Source organism: Streptomyces sp. NPDC026589 (genome assembly GCF_040638385.1).
Lineage (GTDB): Bacteria > Actinomycetota > Actinomycetes > Streptomycetales > Streptomycetaceae > Streptomyces.
Window position 1 is genome coordinate 568,971 of record NZ_JBEZYG010000002.1, and the last position, 20,214, is coordinate 589,184.

At 73.5% G+C, this 20,214-nt stretch carries 21 protein-coding genes and 1 riboswitch; of the genes, 11 read left to right on the forward strand and 10 right to left on the reverse strand.

Annotated elements, in window-relative coordinates:
• Nucleotides 1–50: 50 nt before the first annotated feature.
• From AB0F29_RS05570 to AB0F29_RS05600, 7 genes are all read right to left on the reverse strand, one after another.
• Nucleotides 51–1,430 carry a cobyrinate a,c-diamide synthase gene (locus tag AB0F29_RS05570; RefSeq protein WP_361867661.1) on the reverse strand — a complete coding sequence of 460 codons (1,380 nt, stop codon included), beginning with the start codon at nt 1,428–1,430 and terminating at the stop codon, nt 51–53.
• Entirely contained in the window at nt 1,424–2,023 is a 600-nt protein-coding gene (gene cobO, locus AB0F29_RS05575; RefSeq protein WP_026237554.1) for a cob(I)yrinic acid a,c-diamide adenosyltransferase, read from the reverse strand. The genes AB0F29_RS05570 and cobO overlap by 7 nt, the downstream gene beginning before the upstream one ends.
• Entirely contained in the window at nt 2,023–4,059 is a 2,037-nt protein-coding gene (locus tag AB0F29_RS05580; RefSeq protein WP_361867663.1) for a putative cobaltochelatase, read from the reverse strand. Before AB0F29_RS05580 ends, cobO begins: the two co-directional genes overlap by 1 nt.
• A complete protein-coding gene (locus AB0F29_RS05585; protein ID WP_361867665.1) occupies nt 4,056–5,723 on the reverse strand; it encodes a cobyric acid synthase in 1,668 nt (555 codons plus the stop codon). The genes AB0F29_RS05580 and AB0F29_RS05585 overlap by 4 nt, the downstream gene beginning before the upstream one ends.
• Nucleotides 5,724–5,763: 40 nt before the next feature.
• Complete coding sequence (locus tag AB0F29_RS05590) at nt 5,764–6,750, reverse strand: cobalamin biosynthesis protein (protein WP_361867667.1); 987 nt, start codon at nt 6,748–6,750, stop codon at nt 5,764–5,766.
• Between the two features lie 137 nt (nt 6,751–6,887).
• Nucleotides 6,888–7,019, reverse strand: a riboswitch (cobalamin riboswitch).
• Between the two features lie 149 nt (nt 7,020–7,168).
• On the reverse strand, nt 7,169–7,399 hold the full coding sequence (locus AB0F29_RS05595; protein WP_361867668.1) for a hypothetical protein: 231 nt from the start codon (nt 7,397–7,399) through the stop codon (nt 7,169–7,171).
• 12 nt (nt 7,400–7,411) lie between these two features.
• Nucleotides 7,412–8,668, reverse strand: a complete 1,257-nt coding sequence (locus tag AB0F29_RS05600; RefSeq protein WP_361867669.1) for an inorganic phosphate transporter — start codon at nt 8,666–8,668, stop codon at nt 7,412–7,414.
• Between the two features lie 277 nt (nt 8,669–8,945).
• Here AB0F29_RS05600 and AB0F29_RS05605 point away from each other — a divergent pair, with 277 nt between their 5' ends.
• From AB0F29_RS05605 to AB0F29_RS05615, 3 genes are all read left to right on the forward strand, one after another.
• On the forward strand, nt 8,946–9,605 hold the full coding sequence (locus tag AB0F29_RS05605) for a class II aldolase/adducin family protein (RefSeq protein ID WP_361867671.1): 660 nt from the start codon (nt 8,946–8,948) through the stop codon (nt 9,603–9,605).
• A gap of 132 nt (nt 9,606–9,737) precedes the next feature.
• A complete protein-coding gene (locus AB0F29_RS05610; RefSeq protein ID WP_361867673.1) occupies nt 9,738–10,865 on the forward strand; it encodes an alpha/beta fold hydrolase in 1,128 nt (375 codons plus the stop codon).
• 184 nt (nt 10,866–11,049) lie between these two features.
• Complete coding sequence (locus AB0F29_RS05615; RefSeq protein WP_361867801.1) at nt 11,050–12,399, forward strand: hypothetical protein; 1,350 nt, start codon at nt 11,050–11,052, stop codon at nt 12,397–12,399.
• Between the two features lie 72 nt (nt 12,400–12,471).
• Here AB0F29_RS05615 and AB0F29_RS05620 read toward each other — a convergent pair whose 3' ends face one another.
• Nucleotides 12,472–12,882 (reverse strand): VOC family protein, encoded by a 411-nt coding sequence (locus tag AB0F29_RS05620; protein ID WP_361867675.1) that lies wholly within the window; start codon nt 12,880–12,882, stop codon nt 12,472–12,474.
• A 300-nt stretch (nt 12,883–13,182) separates the two neighbouring features.
• On the opposite strand from AB0F29_RS05620, the gene AB0F29_RS05625 reads away from it, so the two are divergent.
• The 3 genes from AB0F29_RS05625 to AB0F29_RS05635 all read left to right on the forward strand — a co-directional run bounded on the left by AB0F29_RS05625 (nt 13,183) and on the right by AB0F29_RS05635 (nt 16,270).
• Nucleotides 13,183–14,781, forward strand: coding sequence for an ABC-F family ATP-binding cassette domain-containing protein (locus AB0F29_RS05625; protein WP_361867676.1), 1,599 nt, complete (start codon nt 13,183–13,185; stop codon nt 14,779–14,781).
• Nucleotides 14,782–15,101: 320 nt separating this feature from the next.
• Entirely contained in the window at nt 15,102–15,323 is a 222-nt protein-coding gene (locus tag AB0F29_RS05630) for a helix-turn-helix domain-containing protein (protein WP_006123601.1), read from the forward strand.
• 155 nt (nt 15,324–15,478) lie between these two features.
• On the forward strand, nt 15,479–16,270 hold the full coding sequence (locus tag AB0F29_RS05635) for an enoyl-CoA hydratase/isomerase family protein (protein ID WP_361867678.1): 792 nt from the start codon (nt 15,479–15,481) through the stop codon (nt 16,268–16,270).
• Here the strand turns inward: AB0F29_RS05635 and AB0F29_RS05640 are convergent.
• Nucleotides 16,260–17,006, reverse strand: a complete 747-nt coding sequence (locus tag AB0F29_RS05640; protein ID WP_361867680.1) for a hypothetical protein — start codon at nt 17,004–17,006, stop codon at nt 16,260–16,262. The genes AB0F29_RS05635 and AB0F29_RS05640 overlap by 11 nt on opposite strands.
• A 93-nt stretch (nt 17,007–17,099) precedes the next feature.
• Here AB0F29_RS05640 and AB0F29_RS05645 point away from each other — a divergent pair, with 93 nt between their 5' ends.
• From AB0F29_RS05645 to amaP, 5 genes are read left to right on the forward strand one after another with little or no spacing between them, the layout of a single operon-like run.
• Nucleotides 17,100–17,570: an Asp23/Gls24 family envelope stress response protein gene (locus AB0F29_RS05645; protein ID WP_018957713.1), complete on the forward strand. Its 471-nt coding sequence runs from the start codon at nt 17,100–17,102 to the stop codon at nt 17,568–17,570.
• 43 nt (nt 17,571–17,613) lie between these two features.
• Nucleotides 17,614–17,805, forward strand: a complete 192-nt coding sequence (locus AB0F29_RS05650; RefSeq protein ID WP_012381448.1) for a hypothetical protein — start codon at nt 17,614–17,616, stop codon at nt 17,803–17,805.
• Nucleotides 17,802–18,155 carry a hypothetical protein gene (locus AB0F29_RS05655; RefSeq protein WP_361867682.1) on the forward strand — a complete coding sequence of 118 codons (354 nt, stop codon included), beginning with the start codon at nt 17,802–17,804 and terminating at the stop codon, nt 18,153–18,155. Before AB0F29_RS05650 ends, AB0F29_RS05655 begins: the two co-directional genes overlap by 4 nt.
• Complete coding sequence (locus tag AB0F29_RS05660; RefSeq protein WP_361867684.1) at nt 18,152–18,835, forward strand: DUF6286 domain-containing protein; 684 nt, start codon at nt 18,152–18,154, stop codon at nt 18,833–18,835. Before AB0F29_RS05655 ends, AB0F29_RS05660 begins: the two co-directional genes overlap by 4 nt.
• A 5-nt stretch (nt 18,836–18,840) precedes the next feature.
• Nucleotides 18,841–19,419, forward strand: a complete 579-nt coding sequence (gene amaP, locus AB0F29_RS05665) for an alkaline shock response membrane anchor protein AmaP (RefSeq protein ID WP_361867686.1) — start codon at nt 18,841–18,843, stop codon at nt 19,417–19,419.
• 35 nt (nt 19,420–19,454) lie between these two features.
• Here the strand turns inward: amaP and AB0F29_RS05670 are convergent, their stop codons facing one another.
• Nucleotides 19,455–20,210, reverse strand: a complete 756-nt coding sequence (locus AB0F29_RS05670; protein ID WP_361867687.1) for an SDR family oxidoreductase — start codon at nt 20,208–20,210, stop codon at nt 19,455–19,457.
• Between the last annotated feature and the right edge of the window lie 4 nt (nt 20,211–20,214).

Below are 20,214 nucleotides of genomic sequence, written 5' to 3' on the forward strand. Positions count from 1 at the left end.
CGTACGCCCGAGCGCGCCTTCACGACGGGTGCGCCCCCCGGACGGTGGGTTCACCGCGCCCGGCAGTGCTCGACGAACCGCCGGGCCACCCCGGGCGACGCGGCCCAGTGGGTGTGCAGATAGCTCGCGTGAACGCCCCGCTGGACGTACCCCTCGACCCGCCGCTCCGGCTGGTGCATGCCCCAGGCGGGCGTGGTCCCCGCCCCCGGCTCCAGCACCGTGCGGTGGAACTCGTGACCGCGCATCCGGGTCCCCGCCACCGCCAGCGCACTGTCCGACACGGCCACCGCCTGGCGGTACCCGAGCGTCAGCCGCTCGGACATCCGGGCCTCGGCGTCCAGCACCCCGCACATGGGCTTCCCGTCCAGCTCCCGCGCCAGATACAGCAGCCCCGCGCACTCGGCCGCCACCGGGGCGCCGCTCAGTGCCAGTTCCGTGACCGCCCGCCGCAACGGCTCGTTGGCCGACAGCTCGGGGGCGTACATCTCCGGGAACCCGCCGCCGATGACGAGCCCCGCCGTGCCCCCCGGCAGCTTCTCGTCCCGCAGCGGGTCGAAGACCACGACCTCCGCACCGGCCGCCGCCAGCAGCTCGGCGTGCTCCGCGTACGCGAAGGTGAACGCCGCCCCGCCGGCCACGGCCACGACGGGCTTCACCGCGAGGGCACCGGGCTCCACAGCGGTGGCACCGGGCTCCTGGGCGTACTCCGGCTCCCACGTCTCGTCCGGCAGCGCCGGCGCCGTCCGGGCCAGCGCCATCAGCGCGTCCAGGTCGCACCCGGCGCGCACCCGCTCGCCCATCGCCGCCACGGCGTCCACCGCTTCGGAGCCCCGCTCGGCCACCGGGACCAGCCCCAGGTGGCGCGAGGGCGTCGCCACCTGCGGGGCCCGCCGCAGCACGCCCAGGACCGGCAGCCCCGACTCGTCCAACGCGTCCCGCAGCAGCGCCTCGTGCCGGTCGGAGGCCACCTTGTTCAGGATCACCCCGCCGATCCTGACCTCGGGGTCCCAGGAGGCGAACCCGTGCACCAGGGCCGCCACCGAACGGGACTGCGAGGAGGCGTCCACCACCAGCACCACGGGGGCGCGCAGCAGCTTCGCCACCTGCGCGGTGGACGCCAGCTCCCCCTGCCCCGAGGCGCCGTCGTACAGCCCCATCACCCCCTCGACCACGGCGAGGTCGCACCCCGCCGACCCGTGCGCGAAGAGCGGGGCGATCAGATCCGTCCCGCACATGTACGCGTCGAGATTGCGGCCGGGGCGTCCCGTCGCCAGCGAGTGGTAGCCCGGATCGATGTAGTCCGGCCCCACCTTGTGCGGGGAGACGGCGAGCCCGCGCGCGGCGAAGGCGGCCATCAACCCGGTGGCGACGGTGGTCTTGCCGCTGCCGGAGGCCGGAGCGGCGATGACCAGACGGGGCACCCTCACCACTCGATGCCCCTCTGCCCCTTCTGCCCCGCGTCCATCGGGTGCTTGACCTTCGACATGTCGGTCACCAGGTCGGCGGCCTCGATCAGCGCGTCCGGCGCGTTGCGGCCGGTGATCACCACATGCTGGGTGCCCGGCCGGTTACGCATCACCTCGACGACCTCGTCCGTGTCGATCCAGCCCCAGTGCAGCGGGTAGGCGAACTCGTCGAGCACGTACAGCTTGTACGTCTCGGCCGCCAGGTCGCGCTTGACCTGCTCCCAGCCCTCGCGGGCCTTCTCCTCGTTGTCCAGCTGCCCGTCGCGCTGGACCCAGGACCAGCCCTCGCCCATCTTGTGCCAGTCGACGGTGCCGCCCTCGCCGCTCGCTCCCAGTACCTTCAGCGCGTTCTCCTCGCCGACCTTCCACTTCGCGGACTTCACGAACTGGAACACCCCGATCGGCCAGCCCTGGTTCCAGGCCCGCAACGCCAGCCCGAAGGCGGCCGTCGACTTGCCCTTGCCGATACCCGTGTGGACGAACAGGAGCGGACGGTTACGCCGCTGACGGGTGGTGAGCCCGTCGTCCGGCACCGATGTCGGCTGTCCCTGCGGCATTAAGCGGCCCTCCCGGCTGCGGTGACGTCCTTGACGAGCCCGGCGATCGAGTCGGCCCGCAGTTCGTCGAGCGTGACGGCGGTGCCTCCCAGTTCCCGGGCCAACTCCCCGGCGAGACCGAGGCGTACGTACCCCGACTCGCAGTCCACGACGACGGATGCCGTTCCCTCCGAGCGGTGCAGCCGTCCGGCCCGCCCCGCGAGCGCCACCGGCTCCGGCCCGCCGGTCGCGCGGCCGTCCGTCACCACGACGAGCAGGGGCCGCCGCGACGGATCGCGCAGCCGCTCCACCCGCAGCACGTCATGAGCCTTGAGCAGTCCCGAGGCCAGCGGTGTACGGCCCCCGGTCGGGAGCGACTCCAGACGGGAGGCGGCCGCGTCCACGGACGAGGTCGGCGGCAGCACCACCTCCGCCTCCTTGCCCCGGAAGGTGACCAGACCGACCTTGTCCCGCCGCTGGTAGGCGTCCAGCAGCAGCGACAGCACGGCCCCCTTGACCGCGCTCATCCGCTGCCGCGCCGCCATCGAGCCCGACGCGTCCACGACGAACAGCACGAGGTTGCCCTCACGCCCCTCCCGGGTCGCCTGCCGCAGATCGTCCCGGCGCACCACGAGCCCCCGCCCCGAGCGCCCGCGCGCCCGCTGGTGCGGGGCGGCGGCCTGCACGGTCGCGGCCAGGTGCAGCTTGGTCAGCGACCCCTGCGGGCGGCGGGCGCCGGTCGTACGCCCGTGCTCGGTACGGGCCCGGGAGCGCCGCCCCGCAGCGCCCGCGCCGAGCCCCGGTACGCTGAGCATCTTCGTCCGGAACGGCTCGGCGGACGCCACCGGCTGCTGCTCGGCCCCGGTGGACCGGCCGGGCGTGTCGGGAGTGCCCTCGGGAGGCCCGGACGGCGTGTCGTCGTCTTCCGAAGTCCCTGGCGGGGTGCGGTCGCCATCGGCCTGCGGCGGTACGCCGCCGCCACCGCCCCCGCCGCCACCGTCATCGGGGCCGGGGCCGGGATCGTCGTCGTTGCCCTGTCCCTCATCCCCTGCCGCCTCGTCCAGGGTCTGGTCGAGCTTGTCCTCGTCCAGGCCGGGCGCGTCGAACGGGTTGCGGCGACGCCGGTGGGGGAGCGCGAGGAGAGCGGCCTGCCGCACATCGTCGGCGGTGACCTCCTCGCGGCCCGCCCAGGCGGCCAGCGCGGTCGCGGTACGGGCCATCACGATGTCGGCCCGCATCCCGTCGACCTCGAACGCGGCGCAGGTCGCGGCGATCTGCCGCAACACGCCGTCACCGAGCACGACGCGGGGCAGCAGGGCGCGCGCGGCGGCGATGCGCTCCCGCAGGGCGCTCTCCTCCCCGGCCCAGCGCGCGGCGAACCCCTCGGGGTCGTCGTCGTACGCGAGCCTGCGCCGCACCACCTCGACCCGCTCGTCGGTGTCCCGGGAGGCGGCCACCTCGACGGTCAGCCCGAACCGGTCCAGCAACTGCGGCCGCAGCTCGCCCTCTTCCGGGTTCATCGTCCCGACGAGCAGGAACCGTGCCGCGTGCCGTACGGAGACGCCCTCGCGCTCGACGTACGAGGCGCCCATGGCCGCCGCGTCCAGCAGCAGATCCACCAGGTGGTCGTGGAGCAGGTTGACCTCGTCGACGTACAGGATCCCGCGGTGCGCGTCGGCCAGCAGCCCCGGCTCGAACGCCTTCACGCCCTCCGACAGCGCCCGCTCGATGTCCAGCGCCCCCACGAGCCGGTCCTCGGACGCGCCGACGGGCAGCTCCACGGTCCGCGCGGCCCGCGACACACCGACGGCCTCCGCGTGCGGCGCGTCGGGACACGCCGGATCGGGGGAGACGGGGTCGCAGGAGAACCGGCACCCCGGCACGACGGAGACCTCCGGCATGAGGGCGGCGAGCGCGCGCACGGCGGTGGACTTGGCGGTCCCCTTCTCGCCCCGTACGAGCACTCCGCCGACAGCCGGACTGACCGCGTTCAGCAACAGCCCGAGCCGCAGGTCGTCCTGCCCGACGATCGCGGTGAAGGGATACGGCGTACTCACTTGGCCTCCTGGTCGACATGAACAACAGCTGCTTCCCCGAGCCCCTGGGGCGTTGGCCCGGCACAATCAAGCCCCTCCGGCGATTGAGGAGCGGGGTCCGGGGCAGCGCCCCGGCTCGCCGGACCACCCGCACCCGTACCCGCGCCGGCCCCCGGCGAGGCGGGCGCCCCCGGCGGCACGAACGGCAACCCCGCAGGCGCACCCTCCTCGATCAACCGCCACAACGCGTCCGTGTCCGCGTGCTCCTCCACCAGATCCCCGAGCCGATCCAGCTGCTCCTCCCGCAACACCCCGAAACTCGTGTCCGGCGCCGGCACGAACCGCCGCCCGGCGGCCCGGGCCACCTCCACCAGGAACCGCCGCCGGAACGCGTCGCTCTCCAGAGACCCGTGCCAGTGCGTCCCCCACACCGCCCCCACCCGGCACCCGTCGAGGAACGGCTCCCCGCCCCGGACATCGGCCACCCCGTGGTGGATCTCGTACCCCTCCACCGGCTCGCCGAGCGCCGAACCGACCGGCCGCGCCAGCGTCTTGTCCCGGTCGAAGCGGATGCGCACCGGCAGCAGCCCGAGCCCGTCCACGACGCCGGCCCGCGACTCCACCTCGTCCTCGATCCGCTCGCCGAGCACCTGGAACCCGCCGCAGATCCCCAGCACCGGCCGGCCCTCCGCAGCCCTCCGCACCAGCGCGTCCGCGAGGCCCCGCTCGCGCAGCCAGGCCAGCGCCTTCACCGTGCCGCGCGTCCCGGGCACGATGACCAGGTCCGCGTCGGCCAGCTCCTCCGCCCGGTCCACGAACCGCACGACGACGCCCGGTTCGGCGGCCAGCGCGTCCACATCCGTGAAGTTCGACATCAGCGGTACGGCGCAGACCGCCACCCGCAGCACGTCCTCGCCGCGCGGGGGAGCCACGACCGACTCCCGCACCGCACCCCGCAGGGACACCCGCAGACCGTCCTCCTCGTCGATGCCGAGCCCGTGGGCGTACGGCAGCACCCCGTACGTCCGCCGCCCGGTCAGCCCGTACAGCATGTCCAGGCCCGGCTCCAGCAGCGAGACGTCGCCCCGGAACTTGTTCACCAGATAGCCCGCGACGAGCGCCTGGTCCTCCGCGCTCAACAACGCCGTCGTACCGAAGAAGGAAGCGAAGACCCCGCCCCGGTCGATGTCCCCGACCACCAGGACCGGGAACCTCGCGGCCCGCGCGATCCCCATGTTCACGATGTCCGTGCGCCGCAGATTGATCTCGGCCGGGGACCCGGCTCCTTCGCAGATGACCGCGTCGTACGTGGCCCTCAGCTCCTCCAGACAGTCCGTCACCGTCCCGAGCAACGCTTCCTGCCGCCCCCCGTGGTACCCCCGGGCGCTCATCTCTCCCACCGGCCTGCCCATCAGCACGACCTGGCTGGACCGGTCGCTGCCGGGTTTCAGCAGCACCGGGTTCATCAGCGCCGTCGGCTCCACCCGGGCGGCCTGCGCCTGCATCGCCTGGGCCCGGCCGATCTCCGCGCCCTGCCGGGTCACGAAGGAGTTCAGGGACATGTTCTGGGCCTTGAAGGGCGCGACCTTCACGCCCCGGCGCACCAGCCACCGGCAGATGCCCGCCGTGACCACGCTCTTGCCCGCGTCCGATGTGGTCCCCGCGACCAGCAGCCCGCCGCTCATACCCGCTCCCGTTCCCGTACCGCGTTCCGTGCCGGACCGTTCATGACCGCCCCCGACCCCGCTGCCGCCCTGCCGACGACCGTCCCGCGACCACGCGGCCCGCGACCATCCGCCCCGCCACGCACACGCCGAGGGCCAGCGCGCTCACCCGGCGCGACAGCCGTACCGCGCGTTCGATGTCCGCGCCCCGCACGTCCCGCCCGGACTCTCCGTTCAGTACCGGCCGGTGCTCGACGCGCCCCGCGTACGCCAGGGTCCCGCCCAGCCGCACACCGAGCGCCCCCGCGAACGCGGCCTCCACCGGCCCCGCGTTCGGGCTCGGGTGACGCCCCGCGTCCGCCCTCCAGGCGTGTACGGCCTCCCGGGGCCGCCCGCCGCCCGCTACGGCCAGCGCGGCCGTCAGCCGGGCGCCGGGCCACCCCGCGAGGTCGTCCAGACGGGCCGAGGCCCAGCCGTAACGGCGGTAGCGGGGTGACTTGTGGCCGACCATCGCGTCGAGCGTGTTCACCGCCCGGAAGCCGACGAGCCCCGGCACCCCGCCGATCGCCCCCCACACCAGCGCGCCGACGACGGCGTCCGAGGTGTTCTCGGCGACCGACTCGACGACCGCGCGGGCGATGCCCGGACCGTCCAGGGAGTGCGGATCGCGCCCGCACAGACGCGGCAGGCGCTCCCGCGCCACCTCCAGGTCCCCCGCGGCCAGGGCGCCGCCGATGGCGCGGGCCTCCCGCCCCAGTGACGTCCCCCCGACGACGGACCAGGCGGTGGCGGCGGTCAGCGCGACGGCGAGCGCGGGGCGTCCCCGGACGGCGCGCGCGGTCAGCGCTGCGGCCCCCACGGCGCCTCCGGCGCAGACGAGGGTGTGCAGCGCGCCCCGGCCCCGGCCGTCACGCCACAGCAGGGACTCCACCCGCGCGGCGGCGCGGCCGAATCCGGCGACGGGGTGGCCCCGGCGGGGGTCGCCGAGCAGGGCGTCGGCGATCAGCCCGGCCGTGGCGCCGTACGCGAAAACGCGGTCGGCACGCATGGCTCAGCCGGTCGCGGGGAGAGGTGCTCCGGCGCGATGGGCTGTCGTGGGAGGCACAGGAAGCGGCGCACGGCGGCCGGGCATGGCGTATGTCCTCACTCAGGGTCCGCGCCCTGGTTCGACGTGACCGGCGACGAGAGTCTCCTGGCTTCCGGATCCGCGGTTCCCCCGGCCTTCCAGCCCGCGCGAGCGGGCCGTGACGTTCCGTGTGGGGGAGCGCTCCCCGGTGACAGTGGCGGGACCGCGCCGGATTCGCACCGGCTTCCTCTGCTGTCGCCGTAAATGGCTCCGGCAGTCCACCACGCCCCGCGAACAACCGTCAACTCGCTGTTGACCTGCGAGGCTCCATTGTGCGCAGACACACATCGGGCCGGACACACGAGAGTGTGTCCGGCCCGAAGGGGTGCGGGGTGCGGGGTCAGGCGACGATCAGGTAGATCCCGTACGTGACCGCCGCCACGCACGCCGCGAAGCAGGCGTACGCGCCGGTGCGCGCCAGCGCGACCGATCCTCCGGAGGCGCTGCCTCCGGCCGTGGCGGACTGCTTGGAGAGGGCGACGATGCCCAGAGTGAAGAGGCCGACCAGCGCGACGGTGACCACGAGGCTGACACCGAAGACGGAGGCGAGAGCTGCCCAGTCGATTTTCATGCGGATCTGTCCTTACACCTTGGCCGGCGGCCGGGCCGGGTCGTCGGGCGCCGAGGCCGGGAGGGTGGTTGCGAGGTCGGCGGCCGGGCCGCCGACGGGCGGCGGCTGGACCGCCGCCATGGCGGTGGTGACGATGCCCTGGGGCTCGCCCTCCCCGTCCGTGTCGTTGACGTTGGTGTGGTCGACCGGCTGGCGGCGCGAGGCCAGCCAGATGGCGAACGAACCGCCCACCAGGATGACCGCCGTGACGGCGATGCCCCAGGGGCCCTGCTTGGTCAGGAACTCGGCGCCCGCACCGATCAGACCGGCCGCCGGGAGCGTCAGCCCCCAGGCGACGAACATCCGGGTGGCGGTGGACCAGCGGACCACGCCCCCCTTGCGGCCGAGGCCCGCGCCCATGACGGCACCGGAGCAGGACTGGGTGGTGGAGAGCGAGAAACCGAGGTGCGAGGAGGCCAGGATGACCGTCGCCGCGCTGGTCTGGGCGGCGAAGCCCTGCGGCGGCTGGAGGTCGGTCAGTCCCTTGCCCATCGTGCGGATGATGCGCCAGCCGCCGAGGTAGGTGCCGAGCGCGATGGCCACACCGGCGGAGACGATGACCCACATGGGCGGGTTGGAGCCGGGGGCGAGGACGCCGCCGGTGACCAGGGCCAGCGTGATGATGCCCATCGTCTTCTGGGCGTCGTTGGTGCCGTGGGCGAGCGAGACGAGACCGGCGGAGGCGATCTGTCCGGCCCGGTAGCCCTTGGCCGTCGACTTCAGCTGTCCCTCGTCGGTGACGTTCCGGTTGATCCGGTACGTCAGCCGCGTGGCGAGCATCGCGGCGAGGCCGGCGACCAGCGGGGCCGCGATCGCCGGGAGCAGCACCTTGGTGACGACGGTGCCGCCGTTGATCGAGGACCAGCCGGCCGACATGACGGCGGCGCCGATCAGTCCGCCGAACAGGGCGTGGGAGGAGCTGGAGGGCAGGCCGACCAGCCAGGTCAGGAGATTCCACAGGATGGCGCCGACGAGCGCCGCGAAGATGACCTCGGTTCTGATGCCGTCCTCGTTGACGATCCCGCCGGAGATCGTCTTGGCGACCTCCACCGACAGGAACGCGCCGATCAGGTTGAGAACGGCGGACATCGCCACCGCTGTCTTGGGCTTCAGAGCGCCGGTCGAGATGGTCGTAGCCATCGCGTTGGCGGTGTCGTGGAAACCGTTCGTGAAATCGAACACGAGAGCTGTCACGACCACAATCGCAAGCAGCAGCGTGATGTGTTCCATTTACCCAGGCAATCGTTCGACGTCAGTGGCACATGGACCGTAGGCAACCTGGATGAACGGAAGATGAACTGGGCAGGGCGCTGCGGTGACTCCAAACGGAGTGGGTTCCCTCCGCTTGTGTCCGGGAGGGGCCGCATGGTGCCTGTGGGGCGGGGCGTGGGCTGCTCTTTGCCACTGGATGGCGAACATTTTGAACGGCTGTTCGGCACCCGGAAGAGACCTCCGTCACCTCTCATGTGACGTTCCGGTTGCGCCTCTTGACCCCTACGCTCGCCCCATGAGCGAGCAGCACTCGGAATCCGTCGGGCGGACCTGGCTGGACGTCGTCGCGACCGCCCGCCGCAGCGCGGCGGACGGCCTGGTCGTCGGCACCTCGGGCAACGTGTCGGCCCGCGTCGGCGACCTGGTCCTGGTCACGCCCAGCGGGGTGCCCTACGACCGGCTCGGACCCCACGACGCGGTCGGCGTGGATCTGGAAGGCCGACAGGTCCTCGGCGACCTCGGTCCGACCAGCGAACTCCCCCTCCACCTGGCCGTCTACCGCTCCACCGACGCTGCCGCCGTGGTGCACACCCACGCCGTGCACGCCACCGCCGTCTCCACCCTCGTCACCGAGGTGCCGCTCGTCCACTACGCCGCCGCCATCCTCGGCGGCCCCGTCCGCACCGTCGCCTACGCCCGCTACGGCACCCCGGAACTGGCCGAGGCCATGCTCGGGGCCCTGGAGGGCCGCACCGGCTGTCTGCTGGCCAACCACGGCACCGTCACCTACGGCGACACGCTCGACCAGGCCTACGAGCGCACCGCCCAACTGGAGTGGCTCTGCCGCCTCTGGCTCACCGCGAGCTCCCTACCCGGCCGCACCCCGTCCCTGCTCGACGCGGCCCAGCTGGACGAGGTGACGGAAGCCCTCAAGGGATACGGCCAGCCCGGCTGACCCCCGCCTGCCCCGAGCACCCGCGTGAACCACCGGGGCCCGGGCCACGGCACGGGACCGGACCCGGCCCGCGTCCGACCCGGACGGCCCCGCCCACTGGCAGCCCGCCTCCCGCCCCACGACACTGAAGCGGTGCGCCCGGTAACCGCGACGGCAACGGCCGTCACCACGATCCTCGGCGTCGGTGCGACAGCGGTCGCGGCCGGCCGGTACGCCAGCGACGTCGCCCTCAAAGCGACGCCCGGACGTCCCCTCCCCGCCGACCGCAGACTCACCGTGCACGCCACGGCGGCCGGACAGGTCACCCTGACCCGGTCCTTCTCGGCGCTCAGGCCCGGCACCTACGGCCTGTCCGGACCCGGCGTCCACGCGGTCGTCGGGCCCGTCGTCGAAGGGGCCTCCCAGGCCGCCGACACCGTCGTCCGCAGGCTGGAGAGCGTCGGCCGGGGGCTCCTCGAACCGGGCGCGAAAGTGCGGCTCACCCCCGCGCTGTACGACGGCGACCCGAGCGCCGACCTCGGCCTGGACCACCAGGAGGTCGCGATCCCCGGCGAGCTGGGCGCCCTGCCCGCCTGGTACGTCCCCGGCGCCCGCGACACCTGGGTCATCACCGTGCACGGCCTCGGCACCACCCGGGCCCACCCCATGAACCTGATGGGGTTTCTCCACGAACAGAGCTTCCCCGTGCTCGACCTCGCCCACCGGGGCGACCCCGGAGCCCCCCGCCCCGCGGACGGCCTCGGTCACTTCGGCGCCTCCGAGTGGCGCGACCTCGACGCCGCCCTCCGCTGGGCCCTGCGCCACGGGGCCCGCAACGTGATCGTCCACGGCTGGTCCACCGGCGCCACCATGGCCCTGTACGCCGCGGTCGAGTCCCCGCTCCGCGACCGGATCAGCGGCCTCGTCCTCGACTCCCCGGTGCTGGACTGGCAGGTCACCCTGCGCGCCCTGGCCGCGGCCCGCGGGGTCCCGGCCGTCCTTCTGCCGCTCGCCGTCCGCGCCGCCCAGGGCAGGACCGGGATGAACGCCGCCCCGCTGCTGGAGACCTCGGCGCCCGCCTCCCTGCGCACCCCGACCCTGATCCTGCACGGCCCGGACGACACCATCGCCCCCTGGGCCGCCTCCCGCGAGCTCGCCGCCCGACGCCCGGACGTGGTCAGTCTCCACGCCGTACCGCAGGCTCCGCATGCGTCGATGTGGAACGCCGGCCCGGCCCGCTACGAGGAGACCCTGCGACGCTTCCTCACACCCCTGATGTGAGCCGATGGGGTGAACTCTCCCGCTTGCCGCCGCACCGGGGGAACCTTTCCCGTACCGGCGAAACGCCTTCCGTTTGGGCTTTCGGGCCGTCAGGGGCAAGACTGCTCCCGTGACGTCCCGTACTCCGCGCGACTCCAGGCTGCGACTTGTCCGCCCGCGACCCCTCGCCACCGCCCGCAAGGCCGTGACGACCCGGCGTACCAGGCCGGCTCCCCGGCCCCCCGAGGGCACCCCGCCCCGTACGGAACTGGCGCGCCAGGCCAGGACGGTGCTCGCCGACGCCGTACGCATCGCCCACTGGGCGGCGGGCACGCCGGGGCCGGGCACCGCCGCTCCGCTCGCGGCCCACGCCCTCGAACGGGCGGCCACCGCTCTGGAACTCTCCCCGGCGCAGGTCCGCGCCGGCTGGGACCGGGCCCGGCTGGCCGGACTGATCGAGCTGCACGGCGACACCGCCCGCCCCGGCTGGCGGCTGCGCGCCTGGGACCGGGACGACTCCGCCGTGCTGCGCGGCTGGGTGGCGCTCTTCGACGCCTGGTCGCTCGTCCACGCCGCACCCGCGGACATCGAGGCGGGGGCGGTCGCCGAAGCCGTCGAGGCCGTGCCCCAGGTGCTCTCCCTCCTCCAGCTCTCCGCGGGGCCCGTCACCGTCCCCGCCCTGCTGGACCTCCTCGGCCAGCGCGTCGCCGAACTCCAGGAGGAGCGCTGCGAAGTGCCCCTGGGACCCGGCAGAACCGCGCCCGCCGCCCCGGTGGAGACCCCCGCCCGGGCAGCGACGGCCGAGAACGGCGCCGGACCCGCCCGGAGCGCCGACCTCAACGCCCTGCTGCTCGACTGGGCCCTGGAGGGCCTCGCCGCCGTCGGGGCGCTGACGCTCGGCAAAGGGCAGGCCACCCTCACCCCGCTCGGCAACTGGGCGGTCTGGGTCAAGCTGGAACAGATCTGCGTCGCCGCCCAGAGCCCGGCCGGAAACATCGAGCAGTCCGCCGCCGACATGCTCCTCGGCTGCGCCCGGCTCACCCCCGGCCCGGCCCGCGCCGAATACCGCGCCTGGCTCGCCGCCCGCACCGTCGGCAGCGCCGTCGCCGAACTGCTGGCCGTCGCCCGGGGCGAGGACGCGCTGCTGCGCGGACTGGCCTTCGAGGCGCTGAGGGTCGTCGGCGCCCCCGCCGAACCCGAGGTCCGGGCCTCGCTCGCCGAACCCTCGCTGCGGCCCTACGCGCTGCTCTGGCTCGCCGAGTACGAGGGCAACGACCCGGACGACGCCCCGGACGTCCTCAGCCGCGAGGAGGCCACCTGGCTCTGGGTCGACACCGCGGCGGCCGTCGCCGATCACGGCGAGACCGCGCTGCTGGTGCGCCACCTCGACTCCGCGGTCCAGGGCACCGTACCGGCCCTGCTCGACGAGGTCAGGGCCGTCGGCCATCCGCGCACCGTCCAGGTCCTGGTCGCCCTGGCCGCGGCCCACCCGGACCCGGCCCTGGCCAAGGCGGTCCGCCGGGCCGCCTTCCAGGTGCACACCGGAGGAGCCTGACCCGGGCCCCGGGTGGCCCCGGGGCCCGCACGAAACCCGACCGCGGCCGCGCCGGGGAGCCGCCCGGCCCGCTCAGCCGGACCCCGGGGCGTACGTCCCGAAGCTCCACACGTTGCCCTCGGCGTCCCGCGCCATGTAGTCCCGGGAGCCGTAGTCCTGGTCGGTCGGCTCCATGAGGATCTCCACGCCGAACTCCTTGGCGCGGGCACAGTGCTCGTCCACCTCGTCCACCACCACGTACACCCCCGCCGGGCCCGCGCCCGTCATCGCCCGCGCGAACAGTCCCTCGCGCCCCTTGGAGCCGAGCATCACCCTGCCGTTGCCGCAGGACAGCTCGGCATGCAGCACACTGCCGTTCTCCCCTTCGTAGACCGCCTCCTCGGTGAAGCCGAGGCCCTGCGTCAGCGTCCTGATCGCCGCCTTCGCGTCGTCGTACAGGATCGTCGGGTAGATCGTGGGAACGCCGCTCGCCCCGCCTGTCATCGCACTCACCTCTCCCGGTGTCGCGTCTGCCGTCCGGACCCTATGGATGTGATCTGCGTCTCAGTCTGCCACCGGGTACTGACAATGCCCTCCGGGATCCGGTCCTCGCCGACCACCGCCGCGTCCAGGCGGGTGCCGCCCCGAGCCGGATGTCGAACGGTTCGTCCCGACGAGCGCGCGGAAAAGAAGTTGCGCACCGCCAGTAGAATGGGCCGTATGGCTTTCCTCCTTGTGCATTAGCGGCGTCGAGAGACCTCCGCCCTCGTCCCTCCGCCGTCCAAACTGCCCTGGAGTTTTTCCGTGATCACCGCTTCCGGCATCGAGCTGCGCGCCGGCGCCCGCATCCTCATCGAGTCCGCCTCCTTCCGTATCGCCAAGGGCGACCGCATCGGCCTCGTCGGCCGCAACGGAGCGGGCAAGACCACCCTCACCAAGTGCCTCGCGGGCGAGGGCACCCCCGCCGGGGGCACCATCACCAGGTCCGGTGAGGTGGGCTACCTCCCGCAGGACCCGCGCACCGGCGACCTCGACATCCTCGCCCGCGACCGCATCCTCTCGGCCCGCGGCCTCGACACGATCCTGCGCAAGATGCGCGAGAACGAGGACCGGATGGCGAACGGGCAGGGCGCCACCCGCGAGAAGGCCATGAAGAAGTACGAGCGCCTGGAGACGGAGTTCCTCACCAAGGGCGGGTACGCCGCCGAGGCCGAGGCCGCCACCATCGCCGCCGCGCTCAGCCTGCCCGACCGGGTCCTCGGCCAGCCCCTGCACACGCTCTCCGGTGGTCAGCGCCGCCGCGTCGAGCTGGCCCGGATCCTCTTCTCGGACGCCGACACCCTGCTCCTGGACGAACCGACCAACCACCTCGACGCCGACTCCATCGTCTGGCTGCGCGACTACCTCAAGTCCTACCGCGGCGGCTTCATCGTGATCTCCCACGACGTCGACCTGGTCGAGACGGTCGTCAACAAGGTGTTCTACCTCGACGCCAACCGCTCCCAGATCGACGTCTACAACATGGGCTGGAAGCTCTACCAGCAGCAGCGCGAGGCCGACGAGAAGCGCCGCAAGCGCGAGCGCCAGAACGCCGAGAAGAAGGCCGCGACCCTCAACGCGCAGGCCGACAAGATGCGCGCCAAGGCCACCAAGACGGTCGCCGCCCAGAACATGGCCAAGCGCGCCGACCGGCTGCTCTCCGGTCTGGAGGCCGTCCGGGTCTCCGACAAGGTCGCCAAGCTGCGCTTCCCCGAGCCCTCGCCCTGCGGCAAGACCCCGCTGATGGCGGAGGGCCTCTCCAAGTCGTACGGCTCGCTGGAGATCTTCACCGACGTCGACCTCGCCATCGACAAGGGTTCCCGCGTCGTCATCCTCGGCCTCAACGGCGCCGGCAAGACCACGCTGCTCCGCCTGCTCGGCGGCGCCGAGAAGCCCGACACCGGCGAGATCATCGAGGGGCACGGGCTCAAGCTCGGGTACTACGCCCAGGAGCACGAGACCCTCGACCCGGAGCGCACGGTCCTGGAGAACATGCGCTCCGCCGCCCCCGACCTCGACCTCGTGGCAGTCCGCAAGACGCTCGGCTCCTTCCTCTTCTCCGGCGACGACGTCGACAAGCCCGCGGGCGTGCTCTCCGGCGGCGAGAAGACCCGCCTCGCCCTCGCGACCCTGGTCGTCTCCTCCGCCAACGTGCTCCTGCTCGACGAGCCGACGAACAACCTCGACCCCGCCAGCCGCGAGGAGATCCTCGGCGCGCTGCGCACCTACAAGGGTGCGGTCGTCCTCGTCACCCACGACGAGGGTGCCGTCGAGGCGCTCCAGCCGGAGCGGATCATCCTGCTCCCGGACGGTGTCGAGGACCTGTGGGGAGCGGATTACCGCGACCTCGTCGCCCTCGCCTGATCCATCGGGGATAGATCATTCGGCCTACGCGTGATCCATCATCTGCGTGAGGACGTCTCGTACTCCGGTGGTGCGCCCGGCGCTCACCCGTCATGCGCCCCCTTTCCGGCCGCACTTCCCCGTACGGCTCTGACCTGGCTGTTCTCCTGCCGGTCCGGGCCGTGCACCCTCGCGCGCCATGGGGAATCGAGGATTCCGCTCTCCCCGGCGCACCTCGCGTCGGGGAAACCGCTCGCACCGACCTTGCCGAATGGGTGGCCAGGAAGCGCGGGAGGGGTGATCATGAGAGTCCAGAGCGCACTTCCCATGAGGAGGCACGGGTGGCCGAGACTCTGAAGAAGGGCAGCCGGGTAACCGGCGCCGCGCGTGACAAGCTCGCGGCAGACCTGAAGAAGAAGTACGACTCCGGTGCGAGCATCCGGGCGCTGGCCGAGGAAACCGGCCGCTCCTACGGGTTCGTCCACCGGATGCTCAGTGAATCCGGAGTGACGCTGCGAGGACGCGGCGGCGCGACACGGGGCAAGAAGGCCGCTTCGGCCTGAGGCCTCTGCGTTTTCGGTGTCTTCGGCGTCATTCGACGTCATTCGGGCCCAACGGAATTCGGGGTGACCACCCGGCCGACCGCAAGGTCGTCCGGGTGGTTACTGTTCAGTCACTTCATACCGAGTGCTGACTGCACCCCACCCGGAGGCGCCCCATGACCTCGCTCGACACTGTGCTCGACAAGGACGGCGTACGGCTCACCGTCGACGATGCCGTCGCCACGGTGACGCTCACCAACCCGGCCAAGCGCAACGCTCAGTCTCCCGCTCTGTGGCGGGCGTTGACCGAGGCCGGAAGGGCGCTGCCGGGCACGGTCCGGGTCGTGGTGCTCCGCGGCGAGGGCATGTCCTTCTCCGCGGGCCTCGACCGGCAGGCCTTCACTCCCGAGGGCTTCGACGGCGAGCCGTCGTTCCTCGACATGGCGCGCGGCCCGGAGGCCGAGCTCGACGCGATCATCGCCGAGTACCAGGAGGCGTTCACCTGGTGGCGCCGCAACGACCTGGTGTCGATCGCGGCGGTCCAGGGCCACGCCATCGGCGCCGGCTTCCAGCTCGCCCTCGCCTGCGATCTGCGGATCGTCGCCGAGGACGTGCGGTTCGCCATGCGCGAGACCAGCCTCGGCCTCGTTCCCGACCTCACGGGCACCCATCCCCTGGTGCACCTCGTGGGGTATGCCCGCGCGCTCGAAATCTGCGCCACCGGCCGCTTCGTGCACGCCGAGGAGGCCGAGCGCACCGGCCTCGCCAACCTCGTGGTCCCCGCCGACCAGCTCGACGCGGCGGTGCGCGACCTGGCCGCGGCCCTGGTCGCGGCACCCCGCGACGCCGTCGTCGAGACCAAGGCCCTCCTCGTAGGCGCGCTCTCGCGCGACTACGAGGAGCAGCGCGTCGCCGAGCGGGCCGCCCAGGGCCGCCGGCTCCGCGACCTGGCGGGCATCACCGACTGACCACCTCCGTGACCAGCACCGACACCGGCAGCCGCTCCGCCGCGGCCGCCGCCACCGCCGTGCGCACGGACCGGGCGACATCCAGCGCCCGGTGGTCCCCGGCCGTCGCCACCTCGACCCGCACATGGTCGCGAGAGGTGTGCACCGGGTCGCCCAGGACCCGGGTCAGCGAGACGACCCCCGGCACCCCGGCGGCAGCCGCCGCCACCGGCCCCTCCGGCTTCACGCCCGGGGCCGGCGGCGCTGTCTCCGCGGCCGTCACCTGATCGGTCGCACCGTCCTCCAGCAATGCCGTGACCGTCAGGTCCACCTCGGCGATCTCCAGACCCAGCCGGGCGGCGGCGGCCGTGAGCAGCGCCGCGCGCAGGGCCGCGGCGGTGTCGGGCAGCGGCCGGTCCGGGGTGGTCGAGAACTCCGCCTCGATCCGCAGCGGTACCGACGGCAGCGCGTTCGGCGGAGCCGGGGGCGGCGCCGCGTCCGCCGGGCCCCGCGACGTGTCGCGGCCGCCTCCGGCCACAGCCGCCTCCACCGCCGCCTCCGTCGGGCCGATCCGCAGCTTCCCCAGCACCGTCCCGGGGCGGGCCGTCGCCCCGCGCAGCACCGCGGCGGCAGCCGTCTCGGCGATCCACGCACCGTCCGCCGGGCCGCCCAGCGGCAGCAGTCTGCCCAGGCCCAGCCGTTGCCGTACCGCGGCGGTCCATCCGTCGTCCCTCTGCGGGTCCCGCGCTGTTGTCATCGCCCCAGCCTGCCGCATCCACGGCGCGGGATGCGGAAAGCGCACTTAACGTGGGCAAGGAAGTCCAACCCTGTCCCGAAGGGAAGATCGGCGATGACTGAGAGCTCCCAGCGCAACAACCCCGACAGCGGCCCGGGCGGCAAGAACCTCGGCAAGCGCGGCGGCGGTGACCCCGGTACCCGGGGCCGCACCACCATCGCCGACGGCGTCGTCGAGAAGATCGCCGGAATGGCGGCACGCGACGTGGCCGGTGTCCACGCGATGGGCAGCGGCCTGTCGAGGACGTTCGGCGCCGTCCGTGACCGGGTTCCCGGCGGCGGCAAGTCCGTCACCCGCGGTGTGAAGGCGGAGGTCGGCGAGTCCCAGGCGGCCCTCGACCTGGAGATCGTCGTCGAGTACGGCGTGTCCATCTCCGACGTGGCCCGCGACGTGCGTGAGAACGTCGTCGCCGCCGTGGAGCGCATGACCGGACTCGAAGTCGTCGAGGTCAACATCGCGGTCAGCGACGTCAAGCTGCCCGACGAGGAGGACGACGAGGACGAGTCCGAACAGCGGGTCCAGTAGCCCTTCCGTACCTCCGTCGCATGCCAGTTGAGGAGAAAACACGATGAGCATGGCTGTCGCCGGTCTGTTGGCCGGCATGGCGCTCGGGTTCGCCGGTTACTTCGGCGGGTTCGGAGCCTTCGTACTGGTGGCCGCGCTGGGTGCGGTCGGCTTCATCGCCGGCCGCTTCCTGGACGGCGACCTGGAGCCCGGCGACTTCTTCCGGAGTCGCGAGCGCGGCGACCGGCGACGGTGACGGCGGTGACCGGCCGGGTCGCCGCCGGGATACGGGGCGAGACCCGGATCGCCGACCGCGTCGTCGCCAAGATCGCCGCCCAGGCGGCGAAGGAGGCGATCGACGAACCGCCCGCGGACGGGGCGTCACCGCGTGCCACGGTCACCGTGCACCGCGACGCCGCCCGGGTCCGCGTCAGCCTGGAGCTCGGCTATCCCAGCGACATCGGCCGCCAGTGCGGAGCCGTACGCCGCCGGGTCGCCCAGCGGGTCAAGGCACTGGCAGGCATGGAGGTGCCCGAGGTGGCCGTGCAGGTCGAACGGCTGCACCCCGCCGGAGCGAGCGCCGCCGCACAGGGGAGGATCCGATGACCGAACCCCGTGAACCGACCGGCTCCACCCGGCGGATGCCCACCGTCGGACAGGACGACGCCGACGCGCGCACGCCTGCCCCGGACACGACAGCCGACGCCCGCGAACCGGTCCCCACTCTGGGACAGGGCGACAGCGCCGCCGGCCGCTTCTGGTCCGCCCGCCGCGTCCCGGCCGCCCTGCTCGCCCTCGTACTCCTGGGCGGGGCCGGGCTGCTGCTCTACGACATCGCCGCCGTACGGGCCGACCAGCCGGCCATGCGGTGGCGTCGCTCCCTCGCCGACGGACTGGCCGAACAGCGGCTGGACGACGTCGCGGTGCTCATCGGAGCCGGGGTGGCGGCGTTGATCGGACTCTGGCTGATCCTGCTCGCCCTCACCCCCGGACTGCGCGACCTGCTGCCGATGCGTCGCGACCGCGCGGACGTCCGGGCCGGACTCGACCGCACCGCCGCGGCACTGGTCCTGCGGGACCGGTCCGTGGAGGTGTCCGGTGTGCAGTCCGTGCGGGTCAGGATGGGACGGCGGAAGGCGAAGGTGCGCGCGCTCTCCCACTTCCGGGACCTCGACGACGTGCGGACCGATCTGGACGCCGTGCTGGAGAGGACCGTCCGGGAACTGGGCCTGGCGCGTCCGCCGGCCCTCTCCGTCCAGGTGCACCGACCTGCGAAGAAGGGATGAGCCGCATGCGCTCCACCGTCAACCGGGTCCTGCTGGCCCTGGCCGGGCTGGTGCTGGTCGTCGTCGCAGGAGCGGTGCTCGCCGCCGGCCTCGGCGCCTCCGTGCCGTCCTGGTGGCCCTGGGACGGCAAGACCGACGTGCTGCTGAGCGCGGCCGACCGGCAGCGCTGGCGCGACGACGGCTGGTGGTGGCCGACGGTGATCGCCGTCCTCGCCGTCCTCGTGGTCCTCGCTCTGTGGTGGTTCCTCGCCCAGCTCCGCCGCGGCCGGCTCGCCGACGTCCTGGTGGACAGCGGCGACGGCGAAGGGGCGCAGCTGCGGGGCCGCGCCCTGGAGGGCGTCCTCGCCGGGGAGGCGGAAGCACTGGACGGAGTGGCCCGCGCCCAGGCGATGCTGACCGGCCGCCGCACCGCGCCCCGGGCCCGGGTCCGCCTGCTGATGGAACCGCACGCCGCGCCCCTGGGGACGTTGAACGCGGTCGCCGACGGGGCGCTGGCGCACGCACGCGACTCGGCCGGTCTGGACGAACTCCCCGCGGAGGTACGCCTCAGGGCCGTCAAGCACCGCGCGGAGCGGGTGTCCTGACGGCCCTTACGGCGCCTGGGGAGCGGTGGGACGGGTCAGAAGCCGTGCCGTGCCCCGCCGTCGACCGGGACCATGATTCCCGTCAGGTACGAGGCGGCGGGGGAGAGCAGGAAGGCCGCGGTCCTCCCGAACTCCTCGGGCGTCCCGTAGCGCCGCAGCGGAATCCGCGCCTCGTTCGCGGTGCGGGCGGCCTCCGCGTCGCCGGACAGGGCGTCCAGTTCGCGGACCCGGTCGGTGTCGATCCGGGCCGGCAGCACGCCCACCACCCGGATGCCGCGCGGACCCAGCTCGTCGGCCAGCGACTTGGCGAAGCCGGCGAGACCGGGGCGCAGCCCGTTGGAGATGGTCAGCCCCGCGATGGGCTCATGGACCGATCCGGAGAGCACGAAGCCGATCACGCCGCCCTCGCCGAGCGCGGCCGCGGCCGTCCGGGCGAGACGTACCGCCCCCAGGAACACCGTCTCGAACGCCGTCTGCCACTGGTCGTCCGTGTTGTCCGCGAGGAAGCCGGGGGCGGGACCGCCGACGCTGACGAGGATGCCGTCGAGCCGTCCGAAGCGTTCCCGCGCCGTGTCCACCAGGCGCTGAGCGGCGCTCGGGTCGGCGTTGTCGGCGGCGAGCCCGACCGCGTCCGGGCCCAGCTCGGCGGCGGCCTCCGCGACGGACTTCTCGTCCCTTCCGGTGATGATCAGTTTCGCGCCGTCGGCGGCCAGGGAGCGGGCCGTGGCGTTGCCGAGGCCCCGGGTCGCTCCGGTGACGATGTAGACGCGGTCCTTCAGTCCAAGATCCATGGCC